17 protein-coding genes and 1 pseudogene are annotated in these 19,707 nt (G+C 61.2%); 4 read left to right on the forward strand and 14 right to left on the reverse strand.

Annotation, left to right across the window (positions count from 1 at the left end):
• Window positions 1-138: 138 nt before the first annotated feature.
• Both NXC14_RS09255 and NXC14_RS09260 read right to left on the reverse strand, forming a co-directional pair.
• Entirely contained in the window at window positions 139-1,035 is an 897-nt protein-coding gene (locus tag NXC14_RS09255) for a DMT family transporter (RefSeq protein WP_085777887.1), read from the reverse strand.
• Window positions 1,036-1,107: 72 nt separating this feature from the next.
• Window positions 1,108-1,569 (reverse strand): Lrp/AsnC family transcriptional regulator, encoded by a 462-nt coding sequence (locus NXC14_RS09260; protein WP_085777888.1) that lies wholly within the window; start codon window positions 1,567-1,569, stop codon window positions 1,108-1,110.
• 156 nt (window positions 1,570-1,725) lie between these two features.
• Here NXC14_RS09260 and ald point away from each other — a divergent pair, with 156 nt between their 5' ends.
• Window positions 1,726-2,844 carry an alanine dehydrogenase gene (gene ald, locus NXC14_RS09265; protein WP_085777889.1) on the forward strand — a complete coding sequence of 373 codons (1,119 nt, stop codon included), beginning with the start codon at window positions 1,726-1,728 and terminating at the stop codon, window positions 2,842-2,844.
• A 16-nt stretch (window positions 2,845-2,860) separates the two neighbouring features.
• Here ald and NXC14_RS09270 read toward each other — a convergent pair whose 3' ends face one another.
• The 5 genes from NXC14_RS09270 to NXC14_RS09290 form a co-directional block, all read right to left on the reverse strand.
• Window positions 2,861-3,370 (reverse strand): DUF1203 domain-containing protein, encoded by a 510-nt coding sequence (locus NXC14_RS09270; protein WP_085780046.1) that lies wholly within the window; start codon window positions 3,368-3,370, stop codon window positions 2,861-2,863.
• A 231-nt stretch (window positions 3,371-3,601) separates the two neighbouring features.
• Entirely contained in the window at window positions 3,602-4,162 is a 561-nt protein-coding gene (locus NXC14_RS09275) for a GNAT family N-acetyltransferase (protein ID WP_085777890.1), read from the reverse strand.
• A 5-nt stretch (window positions 4,163-4,167) separates the two neighbouring features.
• Window positions 4,168-5,037, reverse strand: coding sequence for a 3-mercaptopyruvate sulfurtransferase (gene sseA / locus NXC14_RS09280; protein ID WP_085777891.1), 870 nt, complete (start codon window positions 5,035-5,037; stop codon window positions 4,168-4,170).
• A gap of 15 nt (window positions 5,038-5,052) precedes the next feature.
• Complete coding sequence (locus NXC14_RS09285) at window positions 5,053-5,790, reverse strand: alanyl-tRNA editing protein (protein WP_085777892.1); 738 nt, start codon at window positions 5,788-5,790, stop codon at window positions 5,053-5,055.
• Between the two features lie 6 nt (window positions 5,791-5,796).
• Window positions 5,797-6,834 carry a cysteine synthase A gene (locus NXC14_RS09290; protein ID WP_085777893.1) on the reverse strand — a complete coding sequence of 346 codons (1,038 nt, stop codon included), beginning with the start codon at window positions 6,832-6,834 and terminating at the stop codon, window positions 5,797-5,799.
• Window positions 6,835-7,057: 223 nt separating this feature from the next.
• On the opposite strand from NXC14_RS09290, the pseudogene NXC14_RS09295 reads away from it, so the two are divergent.
• The 3 genes and pseudogenes from NXC14_RS09295 to NXC14_RS09305 all read left to right on the forward strand — a co-directional run bounded on the left by NXC14_RS09295 (window position 7,058) and on the right by NXC14_RS09305 (window position 9,343).
• A pseudogene (locus NXC14_RS09295) lies at window positions 7,058-7,407 on the forward strand (hypothetical protein).
• Window positions 7,408-7,505: 98 nt separating this feature from the next.
• Window positions 7,506-8,342 carry an SDR family NAD(P)-dependent oxidoreductase gene (locus NXC14_RS09300; protein WP_085777894.1) on the forward strand — a complete coding sequence of 279 codons (837 nt, stop codon included), beginning with the start codon at window positions 7,506-7,508 and terminating at the stop codon, window positions 8,340-8,342.
• 323 nt (window positions 8,343-8,665) lie between these two features.
• Entirely contained in the window at window positions 8,666-9,343 is a 678-nt protein-coding gene (locus NXC14_RS09305) for an HAD family hydrolase (RefSeq protein WP_157131383.1), read from the forward strand.
• A gap of 31 nt (window positions 9,344-9,374) precedes the next feature.
• Here the strand turns inward: NXC14_RS09305 and NXC14_RS09310 are convergent, their stop codons facing one another.
• From NXC14_RS09310 to NXC14_RS09340, 7 genes are all read right to left on the reverse strand, one after another.
• Window positions 9,375-12,032, reverse strand: coding sequence for a nitrate reductase (locus NXC14_RS09310; protein WP_085777896.1), 2,658 nt, complete (start codon window positions 12,030-12,032; stop codon window positions 9,375-9,377).
• Window positions 12,033-12,377, reverse strand: a complete 345-nt coding sequence (gene nirD, locus NXC14_RS09315; protein ID WP_085777897.1) for a nitrite reductase small subunit NirD — start codon at window positions 12,375-12,377, stop codon at window positions 12,033-12,035.
• A 10-nt stretch (window positions 12,378-12,387) separates the two neighbouring features.
• On the reverse strand, window positions 12,388-14,838 hold the full coding sequence (nirB, locus tag NXC14_RS09320) for a nitrite reductase large subunit NirB (protein ID WP_085777898.1): 2,451 nt from the start codon (window positions 14,836-14,838) through the stop codon (window positions 12,388-12,390).
• A 16-nt stretch (window positions 14,839-14,854) separates the two neighbouring features.
• A complete protein-coding gene (locus NXC14_RS09325) occupies window positions 14,855-16,096 on the reverse strand; it encodes a nitrate/nitrite transporter (RefSeq protein WP_085777899.1) in 1,242 nt (413 codons plus the stop codon).
• A gap of 479 nt (window positions 16,097-16,575) precedes the next feature.
• Entirely contained in the window at window positions 16,576-17,862 is a 1,287-nt protein-coding gene (locus tag NXC14_RS09330) for a CmpA/NrtA family ABC transporter substrate-binding protein (RefSeq protein ID WP_198175516.1), read from the reverse strand.
• 34 nt (window positions 17,863-17,896) lie between these two features.
• Window positions 17,897-18,484, reverse strand: coding sequence for an ANTAR domain-containing response regulator (locus NXC14_RS09335; protein WP_085777901.1), 588 nt, complete (start codon window positions 18,482-18,484; stop codon window positions 17,897-17,899).
• 81 nt (window positions 18,485-18,565) lie between these two features.
• A complete protein-coding gene (locus NXC14_RS09340; RefSeq protein ID WP_085780047.1) occupies window positions 18,566-19,570 on the reverse strand; it encodes a LacI family DNA-binding transcriptional regulator in 1,005 nt (334 codons plus the stop codon).
• Between the last annotated feature and the right edge of the window lie 137 nt (window positions 19,571-19,707).

Raw genomic sequence — 19,707 nt, forward strand, 5'->3', positions numbered from 1 at the left:
TAGCGCCCGAACATTGAAATGGTTTTAGTGGCTTGGCTAAAATTGCAGTGAAACAGTTAGGGTTACTGCATGTCACGGAGATGCGTGCAGCGATTCTGGAAGCCAATCTGTGTAAAACGGGCTATCGCAGGTCGACACTCAATCAAATGCGACGCCGCTGGCTTTGGCAGCCCTGCGTCCCACAACATGTTCGCGCCAGACCGTGAAGATGCCGGCTGCGACCACGATCGCCGAGCCGACGATCGTGTTGAGGCTCAGCGTTTCGCCATAGATCGTCACGCCGATGATCGAAGCGTAGACAAGCGACAGATAGGTCAGCGGCTGGACGGCGGCGGCATCGAGACTATCGTAGGCGCGGATGAGGAAATAATGGCTGGAAATGCTGGTCATGCAGACGAGCGCCATCCAGCCCCAGTCGCCGGATGACATCCAGCTCCAGTAGAACGGCCCGATCAGCGTCATTGCAACGGCGCCGACGACACCCGTATAGAAGAAACTGGTCGTCGAAGAATCGTCGCGGCTGACGAGCCGTGTGGCGATGACGTAAAAGGCGAAATTGAAGCAGGAGGCGACGGCGAGAAGCAGCTTTACGTCGAAGAAATCGCCTTCCGGCTTCAGGATCAGCAGCACTCCGAAAAGCCCGGCGCCGATCGCCGCCCATCGCCGCCACCCGACCCGCTCGCCGAGGATCGGCATTGCCAGCAGTGCGATCAGGATAGGCGTCGCGGAAAAGATCGCCTGCGAACGGGCAAGGCCGATCACGGCAAAACAGGTGATCGCCAGAACCACCTGGACCGCAAGCAGCAGGCCGCGGGCCGCCTGCAGGGCGGGGCGTTTGGTGCGAGCCGTTGCCTTGAGACCGCCGTGCATCTTCGAAGCGAGTATGATTGTGAAAAGCCCGAAGGCCCAGTAGCGGATCATCGTCACGAAGATCGGCGGATAGGCGGATGCCAGGTGTTTGGAGATGGCGTCCTGCAGCGAAAAGATGGTCAGCGCCAGCAGGGCGAAAATGTAACCGTGGGTCTTCGATTTCATGACATGCCAATAGGCGGGAGAAGCCCGCGCGCGCCGAAAGTCTGGTCAGGCATTCTGAAAATAAGCAAGGCCTCAAAGCCCCACATTCGGCCTGTCGATGATTTCTCTAAGCGCGAAACTCGAATTGATCTTGACCACATGGGGAAGGGCCGACAGCCAGTCGCGATGGATACGCTCATAGTCTTCGAGATCGCGGGCGGCGACCCTGAGGATGTAGTCATATTCGCCCGACATCAGGTAGCAGACGAGCACGTTCGGGCAGAGCTTCACTGCCGACTCGAACTCCGCCAGCGTCTTGGCGAACTGGCCGGAGAGGGAAATATGCACGATGGCGATCATCTTGTAGTCTAGCGCCTTGTGCGAAAGCCGCGCATGGTAGCCGTCGATGACGCCGCTCCTTTCAAGAATGTCGAGCCGGCGCGAACAGGCCGAAGGGGAAAGCCCGATTCTTTCGGCGAGCTCGGCATTGGTGATGCGGGCATTGGCCTGCAAAACCTTCAGAATCGCAAGATCGATTGTATCGAGTTCGGCCATTCGAAGAACTTTCGAAGAGAGAGGGTTGCGACGCAATAATCACCGAAAAATCGCGTTTGCGCAAACCGTCTTTGCAAGGACATTTCGCCGCCTTGGTGGTTGGATCGGTCGCAGAGGAGATCCGCGACCGCGGAGACAAAAGGAGAGGAACGCGAAATGCGTGTCGGTTGCCCGAAGGAAATCAAGAATCATGAATATCGCGTCGGCCTGACGCCTGCTTCGGTGCGCGAATATGTGGCGCACGGCCACGAGGTCTGGGTAGAGACCAAGGCGGGCGCCGGCATCGGCGCCCATGATGCCGCCTATGCCGCGGCTGGCGCGAAGATCGCCGCCTCCGCCAAGGATATTTTCGAAAAGTGCGACATGATCGTCAAAGTCAAGGAGCCGCAGCCTTCCGAATGGGCCCAGCTTCGCGATGGTCAGCTGCTCTACACCTATCTGCATCTAGCGCCCGATCCCGATCAGACCAAGGGTCTTCTCGCCTCCGGCGTCACCGCTATCGCCTATGAGACGGTGACCGACGAGCGCGGCGGCCTGCCGCTGCTGGCGCCGATGTCCGAGGTCGCCGGGCGCCTGTCCATTCAGGCCGGGGCGACTGCCCTGCAGAAGGCCAATGGCGGTCTCGGTGTCCTGCTCGGCGGCGTGCCCGGCGTGCTGCCGGCCAAGGTCGCCGTCATCGGCGGCGGCGTCGTCGGCCTGCATGCCGCCAGAATGGCCGCCGGACTCGGCGCCGATGTCAGCATTCTCGACAAATCCCTGCCGCGCCTGCGGCAGCTCGACGACATCTTCGCTGGCCGTGTCCACACCCGTTATTCCAGCATCCAGGCGCTGGAGGAGGAGGTCTTCTCGGCCGATCTCATCATCGGTGCCGTGTTGATCCCGGGTGCTGCCGCTCCGAAGCTCGTTACCCGCGAGATGCTGTCCGGCATGAAGAAGGGCGCCGTCATCGTCGACGTCGCCATCGACCAGGGCGGCTGCTTCGAAACCTCGCATGCGACGACGCATTCCGACCCGACTTATGAGGTCGACGGCGTGGTGCATTATTGCGTTGCCAACATGCCCGGTGCAGTACCGGTCACGTCGGCGCATGCGCTGAACAATGCCACGCTGGTTCATGGGCTTGCGCTTGCCGACCGCGGCCTGCGCGCCATCGCCGAGGACAAGCACTTGAGGAACGGCCTCAACGTGCATAAGGGCCGTATCACCAACAAGCCGGTCGCCGAGGCGCTCGGTTATGAGGCCTTCGCGCCGGAGAGCGTGCTCAACGTAGCGTAAGCTGCCTGGCTCAAGGTCAACTAAAGGCGCCGGTCTCCGCAATGGCCGGCGCCTTTATCTTGTCGATCCGGCATTGAAAGCAGTTGTTGCGTGCCGAGCGCACATGCACGTAGGCGATGTCAGGCCGCGCCAGCAGCTTTTCGCCATAGGCCGCAATTTCGCTGACCAGGGTCACCGCGCCGGTACCGTACACGATGCGGTTGTTCTCATTGTAGCCGCGGACGATGAAGTCGCGGCTCGTCGTCAGCACCGGCGGCAGAATCTCCTCGGCGGCATAGCGCCAGCAAGGCTGCTTGTGCAGGAAGATCGGCCCGGTTTCGGCATAGGGCTGCAGCGCCGGGAAGGGCCGGTAGGCGAAGACCAGCAGTTCCTCGCCCTCTTCGATATTCTGCAGACAATGGCGGCATGGATTGCCGTCGCCGTCTGATATCATCGTCTCGGGCAGGTTGTCATAGGCATCACGGCCACCGTTCCAGAGGACTTCGGCATCGGCGGTCGGCATTGCGGCAAAACGAATGGCGGTCATGGAAATCCCCTTTGTGATCGCCATGAAATTGCGCCTGGACCTCCGCCCGAGCCACCCGTTTCTTGCCTGTGTTGTCGTTTGCGGAGATCGTCGCGGCAAACTCAGTTTCCGAAGTCGGGGCATTCCTCGACGTTTGGAGGAAGTTTCTACTTCTCCGCCCTCACTCCTGTCCTCGCATCAAGTCCGAGGACAGGAGTGAGGGCGGCGAGCGACCGGAAAGCAATCAAACCGTCAGCTTTTCCGCGCAAGTTCCAGGAGCTCCTTGTCACTCAGCGGCCGCACAATGCCGGTGCCGGTCGAGACAGGGGAGAAACCGTACATCTGATAGAGCTGCAGCGCGCGCGGATGGTCGAGATTGTTGGTGGTCGTGGTGACGCGCTTCGGATCGAGCGCCCATATCGCATAGAGCGCCTGCAGCAGAAACCATTTGCCGATGCCGAGCCCGAGCGCATGTTCGATCAGCCCGAAATGGCTGAGTTCAATCGTCTCCTCGTCCGCGCAGAAATACTCGTAGAAGCCGGCCGGTGCGCCGTTCACGTAGAGGACGCTGATATTGTTGCGCTTGTCGTTCAGCGTTTCTGCCAGTTGCTCGTCGCTCATGCGCAGCCGGTCCACCCACTGCCAGCGCGCGCCCACCTGTCGATAGAGATAGCGGTAAAAGGGCAGCGGTATGCCTGGCGCACGCATGATCGCCGTCTGGATATTGACGGGCACCGGCATGCTGGCCTTGGGCGCCGCCGTCATTTCAAGACGGGTGATATGAGCTTTGAGCGAAGTGGGCGTCTTTCCCATGGCGGTCAGGCTTTAACCGGCGTCGGCGGACCGGTGACGACAGGCGTATCGTCACGGCTGCCCCATTCGCTCCATGAACCGTCATAAAGCTTGTTGTCGTGATGGCCGAGCGATTCCAGCGCCAGCGTGATGATCGCGGCCGTGATCCCTGAGCCGCAGGAGGTGACGACCGGCTTGGAGAGATCGATTCCGGCCTCTTCGATGGTCTGCCTGAGTTCGGGCAGCGATTTGAACCGGCCCTGGTTGGCGAATACGCCGGAGGGCAGGCTTCGGGCGCCGGGCATATGGCCGGAGCGCATGCCGGCACGCGGCTCGGGTTCGGTAGCGGCGAAGCGGCCGGCGCTACGAGCGTCGGCAATCTGCATCGCGCCGCTCGAGACGATGTCGCGCATGGTGTCCAGCGTGATGACCCGGCTCTCATCGAAGTCAGGCGTAAACGTCGCCGGGGCATAGTTGGGGGCCGCTGTTTCGAGCGGACGGCCCTCAGCCTTCCAGCCGTCGAGACCTCCGTCGAGGACGAAGACGTTCTTTGCTCCCATCACCCGGAACAGCCACCAGACGCGGGGCGAGGCAAACACGCCGATACCGTCATAGACGACGATGCGATCATTCTCGCTGATGCCGAGCTTGCCGACTTCGGCGGCGAAATAATCGGGCGAGGGTATCGTATGCGGCAACGCCGTCGAGTGGTCGGCGATCTTGTCCTGATCAAAGCGGATGGCCCCGGGAATATGGCCGGCGGCATATTCGGCATCGGCGTCGCGCTTTTGCGACGGCAGGTAGAAGGAGGCGTCCAGCACGCGCAGATCCGGCTTGCCGAGCTCGGCCTGCAGCCATTCGGCCGAGACGACGAAACGGCTCTTGCTCTCAGTCATTATGGTCTCCCCTTATCAGGCTTCTACGCCGGGCGTGCCGAAGCGGATGCGGAAGCGCCGGTTCTCCTTGCCCTTCTTTTCGATCTTGGCGATGTGGATCTGACCGATTTCCTGCGTCTCCGAGACATGTGTGCCGCCGCAGGGCTGGCTGTCAATCGAGGAGTTCTCGCCGATACAGACGAGGCTGACCCGACCAAGCCCCACCGGCGGGCGCACATTCTTCGACTTGACGATGTCCGGATTGGCCGCCAGCTCGTCGTCGGTGATCCATTGCAGATAGACCGGGTGGTTCTGGCCGACCAGTTCCATCAGCTTGGCCGTGACCTCGTCCTTGTCGATCGTCTCGCTCATGTCGAAGTCGACGCGGCTTTCTTCCTCGCCGACGGCGGCTCCGGTGATCGGATAGGAGCAGATGACCGACAGCAGGTGGCAGGCCGTGTGCATGCGCATCAGCCGGTAGCGGCGCGGCCAATCGACATGCAGCACCAGCGTCTCGCCGACCTCCGGCCGCGGCTCGTTTTCGAGCGGCACGTGGATGATGACATCCTTGCCGGCGCCGTGTTTTGTCTGGCCCAGTGCGATCTTGGTTCCGTCGGCGCGTTCAAGCTGGCCAGTGTCACCGGGCTGGCCACCCGATGTGGCATAAAAGCAGGTCTGGTTGAGCTCGATGCCCCCGTCGTCGTGAACGGCAGTGACGACCGCCTCGCATGTCGAGAGATAGAAGTCGTCGCGATAGAGGGCATTGACGGGCATGAGGTCTCACACGGGCTCGTAGGGAACGTGTATGTCGGACGAACCAGTCATCCAGCCGGGAACGGGTAGTCCCTTCGATCGCAGAAAATCCGGATTGAAGAGCTTCGATTGGTAGCGGTTGCCGTAGTCGCAGAGGATTGTCACCACCGTGTGACCGGGCCCGAGATCGCGGGCGAGATTGACCGCGCCGGCAATGTTGATCGCTGTCGAGCCGCCGAGGCACAGCCCCTCGTTTTCCACGAGGTCGAAAAGATAGGGAAGTGCTTCGGCATCGGAGACGCGATAGGAGAAATCGGGTGTGAAGCCCTCAAGATTGGCCGTGATGCGGCCCTGGCCGATGCCCTCGGTGATCGAGGATCCCTCGGATTTCAGCGTGCCGTTCTGGTAGAATTCATAAAGAGCAGCGCCGTCGGGATCGGCGATGCCGATCTTGACGTCGCGATTAAAAGCCTTGAGGCCGGCGGCGACACCGGCAAGCGTGCCGCCGGAGCCGACGGAGCAGATGAAGCCGTCGACCTTGCCGTCGGTATCGTTCCAGATTTCCGGCGCCGTCGTTTCGATATGCGCCTGGCGGTTGGCGACGTTGTCGAACTGGTTCGCCCAGATTGCCCCGTTCGGTTCGCTCTTCGCCATTTGTTCGGCAAGACGCCCGGACACCTTCACATAGTTGTTGGGGTTCTTGTAGGGAACGGCCGGCACTTCGACGAGTTCGGCGCCGAGCAATTTCAGCGCGTCCTTCTTTTCCTGGCTCTGGGTTTCCGGGATGACGATGACGGTGCGGTAGCCGAGCGCCTTGGCGACTAGCGTCAGCCCGATGCCGGTATTGCCGGCCGTGCCTTCGACGATGACGCCGCCGGGTCGAAGCAACCCCTTCCGCTCCGCATCGCGGATGATGTAGAGCGCGGCACGGTCCTTGACCGACTGGCCGGGGTTGAGAAACTCCGCCTTGCCGAGAATGGTGCAGCTGGTTGCAGCGGAGGCGCCCTTGAGTTTGATCAGGGGCGTATTGCCGATGGCTTCGAGGACGGAGGGATGGAAGGTCATGGAATCTGCCTCTTTCGAACTCTTACTTTAGGAACGGTCTTTTCCCTTCACAAGGCTGTGTTGGCAAGAAATGCTATTCCATACCCCTGGTGGTCACGATAAAATTTCGCTTTCCTTATCCGAAATGGCCCGCGACGGCGATCCCACCGTGCCATGGTGATCCGAAAATTGGCTTTCCCCGTATGGATGACGACAAAGCGACAACGGAACACGGGCGGCGGGCCTGGCCGAAACCGACATGATTCACGATCAGATCGACACGATCGACGCACTGAGGGCGCATTATGTCGCCGGTTCCTTGCCCGAGGGCTACGACGCGCGCCGGCCGGTCGACCATTCGACTCCGTTTAAGCCAACCCGAACGATTCAATTTAACCCGGAAAAGCTCTAGACGGGTCTTTCAACGACGAGCGCAGCCATTTCGGCCCCGGCGACATCTCGATTGCCGACGAAACTGTCGATCACCGGCCGGGTGCCGAAAAGGACACGCCTTGCATTGCCTTCGCGCTGTCCGACGGACCGATCCGGCTGACCCGGTCCTTTCGTCAGATGATCGGCGACCTGATCGGCTGAAAGCAGCCACAATGGTGTGATAGAGCCGTAAATCCGGGAGGCGCAAAGAACTTCCGGGCCTGTTTCGTGCTGGTCAGTCAGAGCCGGAGGAGCATGTCATGCGTGATTTCATCGCCCGTCCCGAACATGGAATCGTCTGGATCTCGGGCGCGAGCTCAGGTATCGGCCGGGCGCTTGCGCTGAAGCTTGCCGGCGAAGGATACAAGGTCGCCGTCACCGCCAGAAGCCACGAAAAGCTGGTCGAGCTGCAGGCCGAAGCCAGCGGCCTTTCCGGGAATATTATCGTCCTCGACGGTGATGTCACCGATGCCGAGGACATGGAACATGTCCTGGCCTCTATCGAATATGAGCACGGCACGCTCGCAATGGCGATCCTCAATGCCGGTATCTACCTGCCGGTCCACGCCGAGGATCTGAACCGCGCCGATTTCGAAAAGAGCTTTGCCGTTAATCTTTCCGGCGTCGTCAACTGTCTGTTGCCGGCGATCCGCCATATGAAGGCGAAAGGGCAGGGGCAGATCGCCATCGTCTCTTCCGTCACCGCCTATGGCGGCCTGCCGACGGGGGCTGCCTATGGGGCCACCAAGGCGGCGTTGATCAACATGGCCGAAAGCCTGAAATTCGATCTCGACAAGGTGGGCATCCGCATTCAGCTCATCAGCCCGGGCTTCGTCGACACGCCGACGGTGGGCAAGAGCGCCTTTCCTATCCCGGCGGCGCGGGTGTCGTCCGAGGAGGCTGCCCGCCAGATTGCCGCCGGGCTGAAATCGCAGGCTTTCGAGATCGCTTTCCCCAGACGCTTCACCACGATGCTGAAGCTGGCGCGTCTGCTCCCCTATGGCGCTTATTTCCCACTGATGAACTATCTGACTGGCTGGCGGCAGCGGCCGCCGCTAGATGGTCACCATCCGGTGATGCCACACCCTGCGGAATGATCAACGGTGCGGGAAGGCGGGTGGCCGGAACGCGCGGATTAAAAATTGCGAAGGCAGTCTTTATCCGCCGCGACAAAACCACTTGCAGGATTCATTGTTCCGATTTTTTTGAAAAACCTGCACGCGGGCCTTGTATGGTTGCGGCGCCGAGGAACGCTGCGATGACCGGATCGGCTTGCGCCTCTCCGGTGACTTGATCCTCACCTAGGCTTCCTAAGACATGCAACGTCGCTGTCCTGCCCAGACTTGCAAAACGCTGCGATTTGCCGTTTCATCGCCGCCAGCAACGACCATCCGAAACTCCTCCTTAATGAGATACGCCCTTGTACCCGCCGATGCCCCACGGCTTCGAGAAGCCTTATGCCGCATTCCTCTTCGACATGGACGGCACCATCCTCAATTCGATCCTCGCCGCCGAGCGTGTTTGGAGCGACTGGGCAAGACGCCATGGGCTCGATGTCGCCGCCTTCTTGCCGAAGATGCACGGATCGCGTGGCATTGACACAATCACCCGGCTGAACCTGCCGGGCGTCGATCCGGAATACGAGGCAAGGCTGGTGACCGAGGCCGAAATTGCCGATGTCGGCGATGTCGTTGCCATTTCCGGCGCAGCCGCCTTCTTGGCTTCGCTGCCGCCGGATCGCTGGGCGATCGTCACCTCTTCGCCCTTGCGTCTTGCCCGCCGCCGGCTGGAAGCGGCTGACCTGCCTCTGCCGAAATTCATGGTGACGGCGGAGGACGTGACGGTCGGAAAGCCCGATCCGCAATGTTATATTCTCGGCGCCGAACGCCTCGGCGTCAGCACGCGGGATTGTCTGGTGTTTGAGGATGTCGCAGCCGGCATCAAGGCCGGCGAGGCGGCGGGCGCCGATGTCATGGTCGTTACGGCAACCCATCACCAGAAGATGGAGACGCCGCATCCGACCATCTCTTCCTATGACGAGATCGCCGTCAACATCTCAGCCGACCATAATATGCTTATCGTCCCGAGCGCAGCCTGACATCCGACCTCCAGCATTCGCGCTTGCGCATTCACTCCGCGGCTGCGGCGAGACAGCGATCGATGATCCTGCCGATTTCGCTGCGGCAGGAACCGCAATTGGTTCCGGCGCTCGTTTCCTTGCCTACCTCTTCAACGCTATGGCATCCGCCTCGCACCGCGGCAGCGATCTGGTTGACCCCGACACTGAAGCAGGAGCAGACGGTCGCACCGGGATCCGGTCTGCCGCCGCCGGGACGGCCTGCGACCAGCGCAAAGCGTTTCCTGAGGTCGCCATGCACGACGGAGAGTTGCGAGATTGCCCAGTTGCGAGCAACGGCAACCGGCTCGCGTGCAAGGAACAGAGCGGCAAGCAGGATCTCACCATCGAAGAAGGCGAGCCTCAGGTCGCCGGATTGCCGATCCGCGTACCCCAGCGGTTCGATTGCGGCCGGAATGGCGAAGACCTTCCGGCACCAGGCCGTCCAGTCTTCGACAGCCTCGGTGAAGGCAAGCTCAAGCCGCCAACCGCCTGCAGCTTTCGCCACCGCCCAATAGGCCGCGTCTGGTGTGTCCGGTTTGATGGCAGAGACCGCGAATCCGTAGTGGGTGGCGCGGAAGGGCCGAACGGCGACGGCAACGTTCTTCGACGCCGGCTGGCCGGAAATGGGGTCGGTGATCGGCGCCACCACGGCGTCGATCCGAGCTTTTGCCGCGAACTGATCGTTCCAGTGCATGGGTGCGAAAATGCCGCCGCGCGCCTGGCGGTCGGTCACCAGCGCCCGCACGATCGCTTTGCCCTGGGGGCTCTCGATCTCGACGAGGCCGGCGCTTGATATGCCGGTCTCGATCGCATCGCGCGGATGGATCTCGGCAAAGGGTTCGGCGATATGGGCGGAAAGCCGCGCGCTCTTCCCGGTTCGTGTCATCGTGTGCCACTGATCGCGGATGCGACCGGTGTTCAGGGTGAAGGGGAAATCGGCATAGGTGCGATCTGTCGCAGGCGGTTTCACCGCGACGAAGCGCGCCTTGCCATCGGGATGAAAAAAGCCACCCTCGGCGAAGAAGCGGGTGACGCCGGGCGCCGTTCCTGCCGGCTGCGGCCACTGAAAGGGCGACAGTTCGTCGTAGGCGCCGCCGCTCGTGCCGGCGTGGGCGCCGATGTCGAAATCGCGGCTGCCGTCATTTTCGAAGGCGGAAAGCGCTGCATGTTCGGCAAAGATTGCATCCGGCGCCTCGAAATCGAAAGCGACGCCAAATCCCATGCGCCGTCCGACCTCCGCAAGCTGCCACCAATCGGCCCTGGCATCGCCGGGGGCATTGAGAAACGGCCGCTGCCTGGAAATGCGACGTTCGGAATTGGTAACGGTACCGTTCTTCTCGCCCCAGCCGAGCGAGGGCAAAAGCACATGGGCATGCCGGGTCGTATCCGTGTCTCTCAGAATGTCCGACACGACGACGAAGGGACAGGCGGCGATCGCGCTTTCGACGCTGTCGGCATCCGGCATCGACACAACAGGATTGGTGGCCATGACCCAGAGCGCCTTGATGCGTCCATCGGCCACCGCACGGAACATGTCGACCGCCTTCAAGCCGGGCTTTGCGGCGATGACGGGCGAATTCCAGAAGCGCTGCACGCGGTCGCGGTCATCCGCATTCTCGATCGCCATATGGGCGGCAAGCATATTGGCGAGGCCGCCGACCTCACGCCCGCCCATGGCGTTCGGCTGGCCGGTCAACGAGAACGGTCCCATGCCCGGCCGGCCGATGCGGCCGGTAGCGAGGTGACAGTTGAGGATGGCGTTGACCTTGTCGGTGCCGGAGGAGGATTGGTTGACGCCCTGGCTGTAGCAGGTGACGACCTTCTCGGTCGTCTCGAACAGGCGGAAGAACTCCCTGATCTGCATGGCCGGCAGACCGGTCCGTTCCAGGAGATCGTTGGTGTCAAGCGCGGCTGCGGCCGCAAAAGCATCGCCGAAACCCTCGGTATGGGCCGCGATATAGTTCTGGTCGATCGCCGGGCTTGTCGCAAGATGCGCAAGCAGTCCCATGAACAGCGCGACGTCGCCGTCCGGACGGATTGCCAGATGCAGATCGGCGATATCGCATGTCATCGTCCGGCGCGGATCGATGACGACGATGCGCATGTTGGGCCGTGCCGTCTTTGCGGCGGCAAGCCGCTGGTAGATGACAGGGTGGCACCAGGCGAGGTTGGAGCCGGTCAGGACCACCAGATCGGCAAGTTCGAGATCCTCATAGGTCCCGGGCACCGTATCGGCGCCGAAAGCACGGCGATGGCCGGCGACGGACGAGGACATGCAGAGCCTGGAATTGGTGTCGATATTGGCTGAGCCGATGAAGCCCTTCATCAGCTTGTTGGCCATGTAATAATCTTCGGTCAGCAACTGACCCGAGACGTAGAAGGCAACCGAATCCGGCCCGTGTTCGGCGATGGTTTCGGAAAAACGCCGTGCGACGAGATCAAGCGCCTCGTCCCAATCGCTCTTTTCGCCGGATATTTCAGGATGGAGAAGACGGCCGTCGAGATCGATCGTTTCGGCAAGCGCCGAGCCTTTCGAGCAGAGACGGCCGAAATTCGACGGATGCTCGGGATCGCCCTTGATGCTGGCGGCGCCGGCCTCGTCGACCGTGGCAATGACGCCGCAGCCGACGCCGCAATAAGGACAGGTGGTCTTGACCTCTGTCGTCATTTATTCCGCCGCCATCATCAGGCTTTCAAGCGCTATGAAAAGGGTGCCGCCCTCGTTACGGACCGGTATGGTCCGCACCGCGCCCTCATCGGCGCCGAGCGCCTTGCCGGTTTCGAGAGAGATCACCCAATTGTGCAGCGGGCAGGTGACGGCCTTGGCGTGCACGATCCCCTGCGACAGCGGCCCGCCTTTGTGCGGGCAGTGATCCTCGATGGCGAAAACCTCGTTTTCCGCCGTGCGGAAGACGGCGATCTTGCCCTGCGGTGTCTTCACGCAACGCGCGCCACGCAGGGGGATATCGGAGATGTCACCGATCGGGTGCCAGTTTTCATTGGACCAGGTCATATCAATCTCCTTACTCGGCTGCCTGCGGATAACCGATCGTCGCCATCGGCTTGAATTCATGCTTGTCCTTGCCCGAGACACGCTCCGACCAGGGATCGACCTGGGCGAATTTCTGGGAGAAGACAAAGCGGTCGTAATAGGCTCTACGCTTTTCGGCATCACCCATGATTTGCCGGCGGATTTCCTCCAGGCCGATCCGCTTGGCCCATTTGTAGATGCGTTCGAGGTAGCGGGCCTGCTCGCGATACATCTGCGTCAGGGCCACGATATGCTCCAGCGCCTCGTCTTCGGTCTTTACAAGCCCGAGCACCTCGGTGCCCTTGATGTCGAGACCGGCCGCACCGGCGAAATGGATCTCGAAACCAGAGTCTACGCAGATTACGCCGATATCCTTGCAGGTTGCTTCCGCGCAGTTGCGCGGGCAGCCGGAGACAGCCATCTTCAGCTTGGCCGGCGTCCAGGAACCCCACATGAATTTCTCGATGCGAATGCCGAGACCGGTGGAATCCTGGGTACCGAAACGGCACCAGTCCGAACCGACGCAGGTCTTCACGGTACGCAGACCCTTGGCATAGGCCTGGCCGGAGACGAAGCCGGCCTTCCCGAGATCGGCCCAGACGGCTGGAAGGTCTTCCTTCTCCACTCCAAGCAGGTCGATGCGCTGGCCGCCTGTGACCTTCACCATCGGGATGGCAAACTTGTCGACGACATCGGCTATGGCGCGAAGCTCGTTCGACGAGGTGACGCCGCCCCACATGCGCGGAACAACGGAGTAGGTACCGTCCTTTTGAATGTTGGCGTGGACGCGCTCGTTGATGAAGCGTGACTGGTAGTCGTCGGCATATTCGTCCGGCCAATCGCAGACGAGGTAATAGTTGAGTGCGGGGCGACATTTGGCGCAGCCGCAGGAGGTCTTCCATTCGAGCTCCTGCATGACGGCCGGGATGCTCTTCAGCCCTTTCGCCTTGATCAGCCGGCGAACATCGTCATGGCCGAGTTCCGTGCAGGTGCACATCGGCTGAACCGCAGCCGGGTTGTAACTGTCGCCGAGCGTCAGCGCCATCAGTTGTTCGACGAGACCGGTGCACGAGCCGCACGAGGCCGATGCCTTCGTATGGGCGCGCACGTCGCCAAGCGACGTCAGTCCCTTGCTCGTGATCGTCGAAGTGATCTTGCCCTTGCATACGCCGTTGCAGCCACAGATTTCCGCGTCATCCGGCAAGGCTGCAACGGCCGCCATAGGGTCCAGCGGTGACCCTCCCTGATAGGCCTGTCCGAAGATCAGCGTCTCGCGCATCTCCGAAATATCGGTCGCCTTCTTCTTCAGGTCGTTGAACCAGGCGCCGTCGGCGGTTTCGCCGTAAAGCACGGTGCCGATGATCTTGTTGTCCTTCAGGACCAGGCGCTTGTAGATGCCGGCGCTGGCATCGCGCAGCACGATCTCTTCGCGATCGTCGCCATCGGCAAAGTCGCCGAGCGAATAAAGCTCGATGCCGGTGACCTTGAGCTTGGTCGGCGTGTCGGCGTGAACGAAGGCGGGCGAGCGATCTCCGGAAAGATGCGCCGCGGCGACACGGGCCATTTCATAAAGCGGGGCGACGAGGCCATAGACCATGCCGCCCACCTCGGCGCATTCGCCGAGCGCAAGGATATCCCCGTCTGAGGTCTGCATGCCGGCATCGACGACGATGCCGCGGTTGACTGCAAGGCCGGCGTCTTTCGCCAGGCCGACATTCGGCCGGATGCCGACGGCCATGACGACGAGCGTTGCCGGGATGATGCGGCCGTCGTCCAGCTCGATGCCTTCGACCCTGCCGTTGCCGATGATTGCCTTGGTGTTGGCCTTGCAGATGACCTTGATGCCGCGTTCCTCGACCGCCTTCTGCAGGAGATAACCGGCGGCGGGATCGAGCTGGCGCTCCATCAGCGTCGGCATGACGTGCAGGACGGTGACGTCCATGCCGCGCTGGGCAAGGCCAGCGGCCGCTTCGAGGCCGAGCAGGCCGCCGCCGATGACGACGGCCTTTTCGCGCGACTGGGCGGCAAGCAGCATGGCCTGCACGTCGTCGAGGTCGCGATAGGTGATGACGCCGGGCAGATCCTTGCCGGGAACCGGGATGATGAACGGCACCGAACCGGTTGCGATCACGAGCTTGTCGTAGCTTTCGGTAACGCCGTGGTCTGACGTGACAGTCTTGGCGGCGCGATCGATGTTGACGATCCTGTGGCCCTTATAGAGCGTGATTCCATGCTTGATATACCAGCCATCGCCGTGAATGATGATCTGCTCGTAGTCCTTTTCTCCGGAGAGAACCGGCGACAGCATGATGCGGTCGTAATTGACGCGTGGCTCGGCATTGAAGATCGTCACTTCATAGCGTCCGGGCGCCCGTTCGAAGAGGTGCTCCAGCATGCGCCCGGGCGCCATGCCATTGCCGATGATAACAAGTTTTTCAGTCATATTTCAGGTCCTTGGATCAGGTTGCAGGCACGGGCGCAGAGTGCCCTTGGCGCGACAATTGCTTGACGGACAGGTGCATCCAGATGAGCGAGATCGCCACGATCGCGAAGAGCAGCAGGAAGCAGCTGGACCAAAGGCCGGTCATGTCCTTGAGGAGGCCAAAGGCGATCGGCAGAATGAAGCCGCCGAGCCCGCCCATCATGCCGACGATGCCGCCGACGGCGCCGATGCTGTCGGGATAATAGGCCGGAATGTGCTTGTAGACGGCGGCCTTGCCGAGGCTCATGAAGAAGCCGAGCACGAAGATGACGACGATGAAGATAACCGGCGTGATCGCTGTGGCCGGCAGCGAAAGGATGAGGGTGGCGACAGCCGACACGGCAAACATCGCGTACATGACGCTGCGCGCGCCTTTCTTGTCCGACAGGACGCCGCCGAAGGCGCGGAAGATGCTGCCCGGGATGGAGTAGGCGGCAGCGATCATGCCGGCCGTTTCCAGGTTGAAGCCGTAGACGCCGACGAGATAGCGCGGCAGCCACAAGGACAGGGCGACGAAGCCGCCGAAGGCGAAGAAATAATAGAGCGAGAAGCGCCAGACCTGAACGTTCTGCAGCGGCGCGAATTCCTGGGCCAGGCTCTTGGAGGCGACGCCGCGCTCGCGCCGAAAGCGGAAGGCCGGATCATCTGTCGTGGTGAACCAGAAGAGGATAGCCATCAGCGCCAGCCCGACGGCCCAGATCTCGGCAACCGCCTCCCAGCCCCATGCGATGAGCACGAAGGGGGCTGCAAATTTGGTGACGGCCGCGCCGACGTTACCGGCGCCGAAGATACCGAGCGCCGTTCCCTGTTTCTCCGCTGGGAAGAAAGGCGAGACATAGGCCACGCCGACTGCGAAGGAGCCGCCGGCAAGGCCGACACCGAGGCCGGCGATCAACATCTGCGTATAAGTGTGGGCGTAGGAGAGAAGGAAGGTCGCCAATGCGGCGGCGAGCATCGTCAGCGTGTAGACGAGACGGCCGCCGTACCGTCCCGTCCAGATGCCGAGAACGATGCGCACGATCGAACCGGTCAGAACGGGGGTGCCAATCAGCAACCCGAACTCAGCCTCGTTCAGGTTGAGCTCTTGCTTGATGCGAATGCCGATGATGGCGAAGATCGTCCAGACGGCAAAACAGAGGGTGAAGGCCACAGTGGAGATCCACAGTGCTTTGGCTGGTTCGCCGGCTGACATGGGCTGCACTTTCTCAATGGCAGACATAGCTTCTCCGTGGCCCGACAAGGTCGTGCCGATCCATTGCTGGGGGTTAAAACAAAAAGCCGCTGGTCAGGACGCGCTAGCACGAGGCGCGCGAATATCCTGATCAGCGGCTTTGCTGGTGGCGCCCGCCGTTGGACGCCCAATCATTGGCCTTCCGGCCTATCTATCTCGATGCAATCCCATCGCGGGTTGCTGAACATTTGATCCACTGCGACTATGGCCGCAACGTAATTCCTGTCTCTTTATGAGCAGCACCTGCATGTGCCCATTCCGCGCCGATCGCCCTTGATCCGCGCAACATAAGCGATGCAATCACCGTGCCAATTCTCTCGCGTTTGCCAACCGGTTGAAATAAAAGCATCTTCGAGCGATATGCGTTCTGCCTGTTTTTCATGCTGCGGGCCCAGTGTGCAAATCTTTTGGGCTTCGCGGGTAGTGCAGGTGCCGATCCTGCTGGCGTTTTGTGCAAACCGGCGACATCAGATTTCATCGTTGCCGCGGCTGAAGGGAAGGGCGCTCTTGACGGCGAAGCTCGCGACATAAGCCGGCAGTTCCGAGGGATCGAAGACCTGGCCATCCATGAAGCGGTCGCCTTCTTCGCTGCCCTCGACGCGGATGTCGGCGTCAACGGGGGCGTTATCGTCGCCGAGAGCAGCACGGTAGAGATCCGGTCGGTAGGCGGAGGTCGCGGCCCGCGCCTTGTTGAGGCTGGTCTCTGACTGCCCCCAACGGATCATCTGGCTGTAGATCCAAAGTGCGTGGCTCGGCCTCGGATAGTTGGCGAAGCCGGAATGGAACTGGAAATAATCCGGAATGACGCGCCGGTTGCCGTTGGCATCGAGGCTGAATTCACCGGCGAGCACACGGCGGATGATATCGACCGGGGCGGCGATGTAACGGGGGTCGGCAAGCGCCGCCGCCAGCGCGTCGTGATTCTCCGACCGGTCGCACCAGCGGGCGGCCGCATCGAGCGCCACGATCAGCCTGGAAACGGTTTCCGGATTGCTTTCCGCCCAGTCCGGCCGCATGCCGATCACCTTTTCCGGAGCTGAAGGCCAGATATCCTGTTTGGCGGCGACGATACGCCCGAGGCCCCGCTCCGAGGCAACCATGTTCCACGGGGCGCCGACGCAGAACCCGTCGATCGCGCCGGCTGCCAGCGCATCCGACGTCATGGGTGGCGGCACGACGACAAGCTTGACGTCCTTATCGGGATCGATGCCGCCGGCTGCCAGCCAGTATCGGAATTCATAATTGTGGGAGGAGAAGGGATAAGTAACTCCGAAGGTCGGCATCGGCTCTCCGCGCGCCGTCATTGCCGCCAATACCTTTGCCAGCGCACGAGCATTGTCGAGCGCGCTTGCTGTTTCCGCCAATCCGGCGTCATCCCGCATGCGGGCGAAGAGCCGCGCCGACAACGTGATTGCGTTGCCCCCGCGGCCCAGCGAGAACGGCGTGATCGTCGGCGAGGGGTTGGAGCCGAGGCCGAGCATGGAGGCTACGGGCATCGGCGACAGCATATGGGCGATATCGAACTGACGAAATGCGAGGCGATCGCGCATGTTTGCCCAGGAGACGTCCTTGACGAGGTCGAGCGTCAGGCCCTCCCTCTGGGCAAAACCGAATTCGGCTGCGGCAATCAACACCGATGCATCGACAAGCGGAATGAATCCCGCTCGCAACACCTTCGGTCCTTCGTTTTTCCCACGCAGGGGCAAGGGCAGCCCGCCGCCGCTGAATTTGGCGGTATTTGTCATCATGTCCACTCCGGTTTCCTCCGGATATTCGCCAGTTCCGCCATCACATCAGAAGTCCCGCGGCGGTCACGACGCTCTGGGCGATTTCCGACATCTTCTTTTTTTCGTTCATCGCCGTCTGGCGCAGCAGGGCGAAGGCCTCCTCTTCGGACAGGCCTCGCATCTTCATGAGTATTCCTTTGGCGCGTTCGATGAGCTTGCGTTCCTCAAGCGCCGAGCGGGCATCTGCAAGTTCCCGCTGAAGCCGGCTGAAGGCGTTGAAGCGGCTGACGGCCATGTCGAGGATCGGTTTGACGCGTTCCTTCTTCAGTCCGTCGACGATATAGGCCGAGACGCCGGCATCGACGGCAGCCTCGATCGAGGCCGTATCGGAGCGATCGACGAACATGGCGATCGGGCGGCTGACCGTGCGCGTCAGCTGGAACAGATGTTCCATCATGTCGCGGTTGGGATTCTCGATATCGATGATAATCACGTCGGGCATTAGCGTTTCGATCGTTCGCGCGATGCCGTTGACTTCATGCACGACGGTGACGCGCGCATGCCCTGCCTCGCGCAGTCCTTCCTCGATGATGGAGGCGCGTATGGCATTTTCGTCGATCACCAGAATTGTCAGATCGCGATGCGTCATTCGTATAGTTATGACGCGCTGCAACAATATTGCAAGTGTTCGCCTGAAAAATGTGCGATAGCGTATGTGCATAAAAATTAATCAGATTGCCGTGCTTTCGCGCGGAATCAAGGCATAGCCCAAGTCGATCTGCTCCCCTTTAAAGACGGCGGAGGACGTTAGGGCGGCGAGCACCTTTTCAGCGGCCAGTTTTCCGGTTTCGAAACGCCGGGTCACGACTGAAGAGAGGGAGGGCGCGGCGCAGGCGGCGAATTCCAGATCGTGAAATCCCATGATCGCTATGTCATCCGGTACGCGTATGCCGCGTTTGCGGCACTCCTGCATGGCGCCGAGGGCCAGATTGTCATCCGTGCAGAAGATCGCCTCCGGAATTTCGCCATGGTCACACGTGATGGCGAAGAGATCGGAGCCGAGCGCGACCGAGCTGTGGCGCGGCTTCTCGGCGATGATCCGGAGGCTCGGCAGATCTGCCTGTTGCATCGCCAGTCGGTAGCCGTCGAAACGGGACTGGGCGCGGTGGTCGAGATTGCCGGTCAGGAAGGCAATCCGGCGGAAGCCACGTTCGATCAGATGCCGGGCGGCGGTTTGTCCGGCCTGCTCTTGGGACATGCCGATATTGAGATCAATGGGATCCGCTGAAAGCTCGAAGGTCTCGACCACGGGGAGATGTGCTTGAGCAAGAAGCTGCCGCGATAGAAGCGTGTGATGCGTGCCGGTGATGATAATCGCCTCCACCCTCTGTCCGAGAAGAGCCTTGATGGCGTTTTCCTCCTCGAGCTCGGAATAGCGGCTGTTGACGACGATGAGCTGGAAACCTGCGGCGACGAGAACGTCGTGAAGCGCGAACAGATATTCTGCGAAGATCACGTTGTATAGGGTCGGAACAATCACGCCGATCGCATGCGTGCGCGAGGAGGCAAGGCGGCTTGCCGCTATATTCGGAATGTAGCCGAGTTCCTTGACGGCGGCATCGACGCGCAGCCGCAGGGCAGGCGAGACCGCATTGGGCTTGCGCAGTGCTCTTGAAACCGTGATCGGGCTGACCCCGGCGAGATTGGCAACGTCATCAAGAGTTATTCGCCGCATCATGTTCTGCCGCTCGTTTTGAGAGATCGGTTGCATATTTTTCAACAGTAAGAATCTGCCAAAACTATAGTTGACAGCGCTAGCAAATGCGATTTGACAGCGCTGTCAACTATGTTAATTTGAAATTGTACCGGAAA

The sequence above is a fragment of the Rhizobium sp. NXC14 genome, from assembly GCF_002117485.1.
Classification (GTDB): domain Bacteria; phylum Pseudomonadota; class Alphaproteobacteria; order Rhizobiales; family Rhizobiaceae; genus Rhizobium.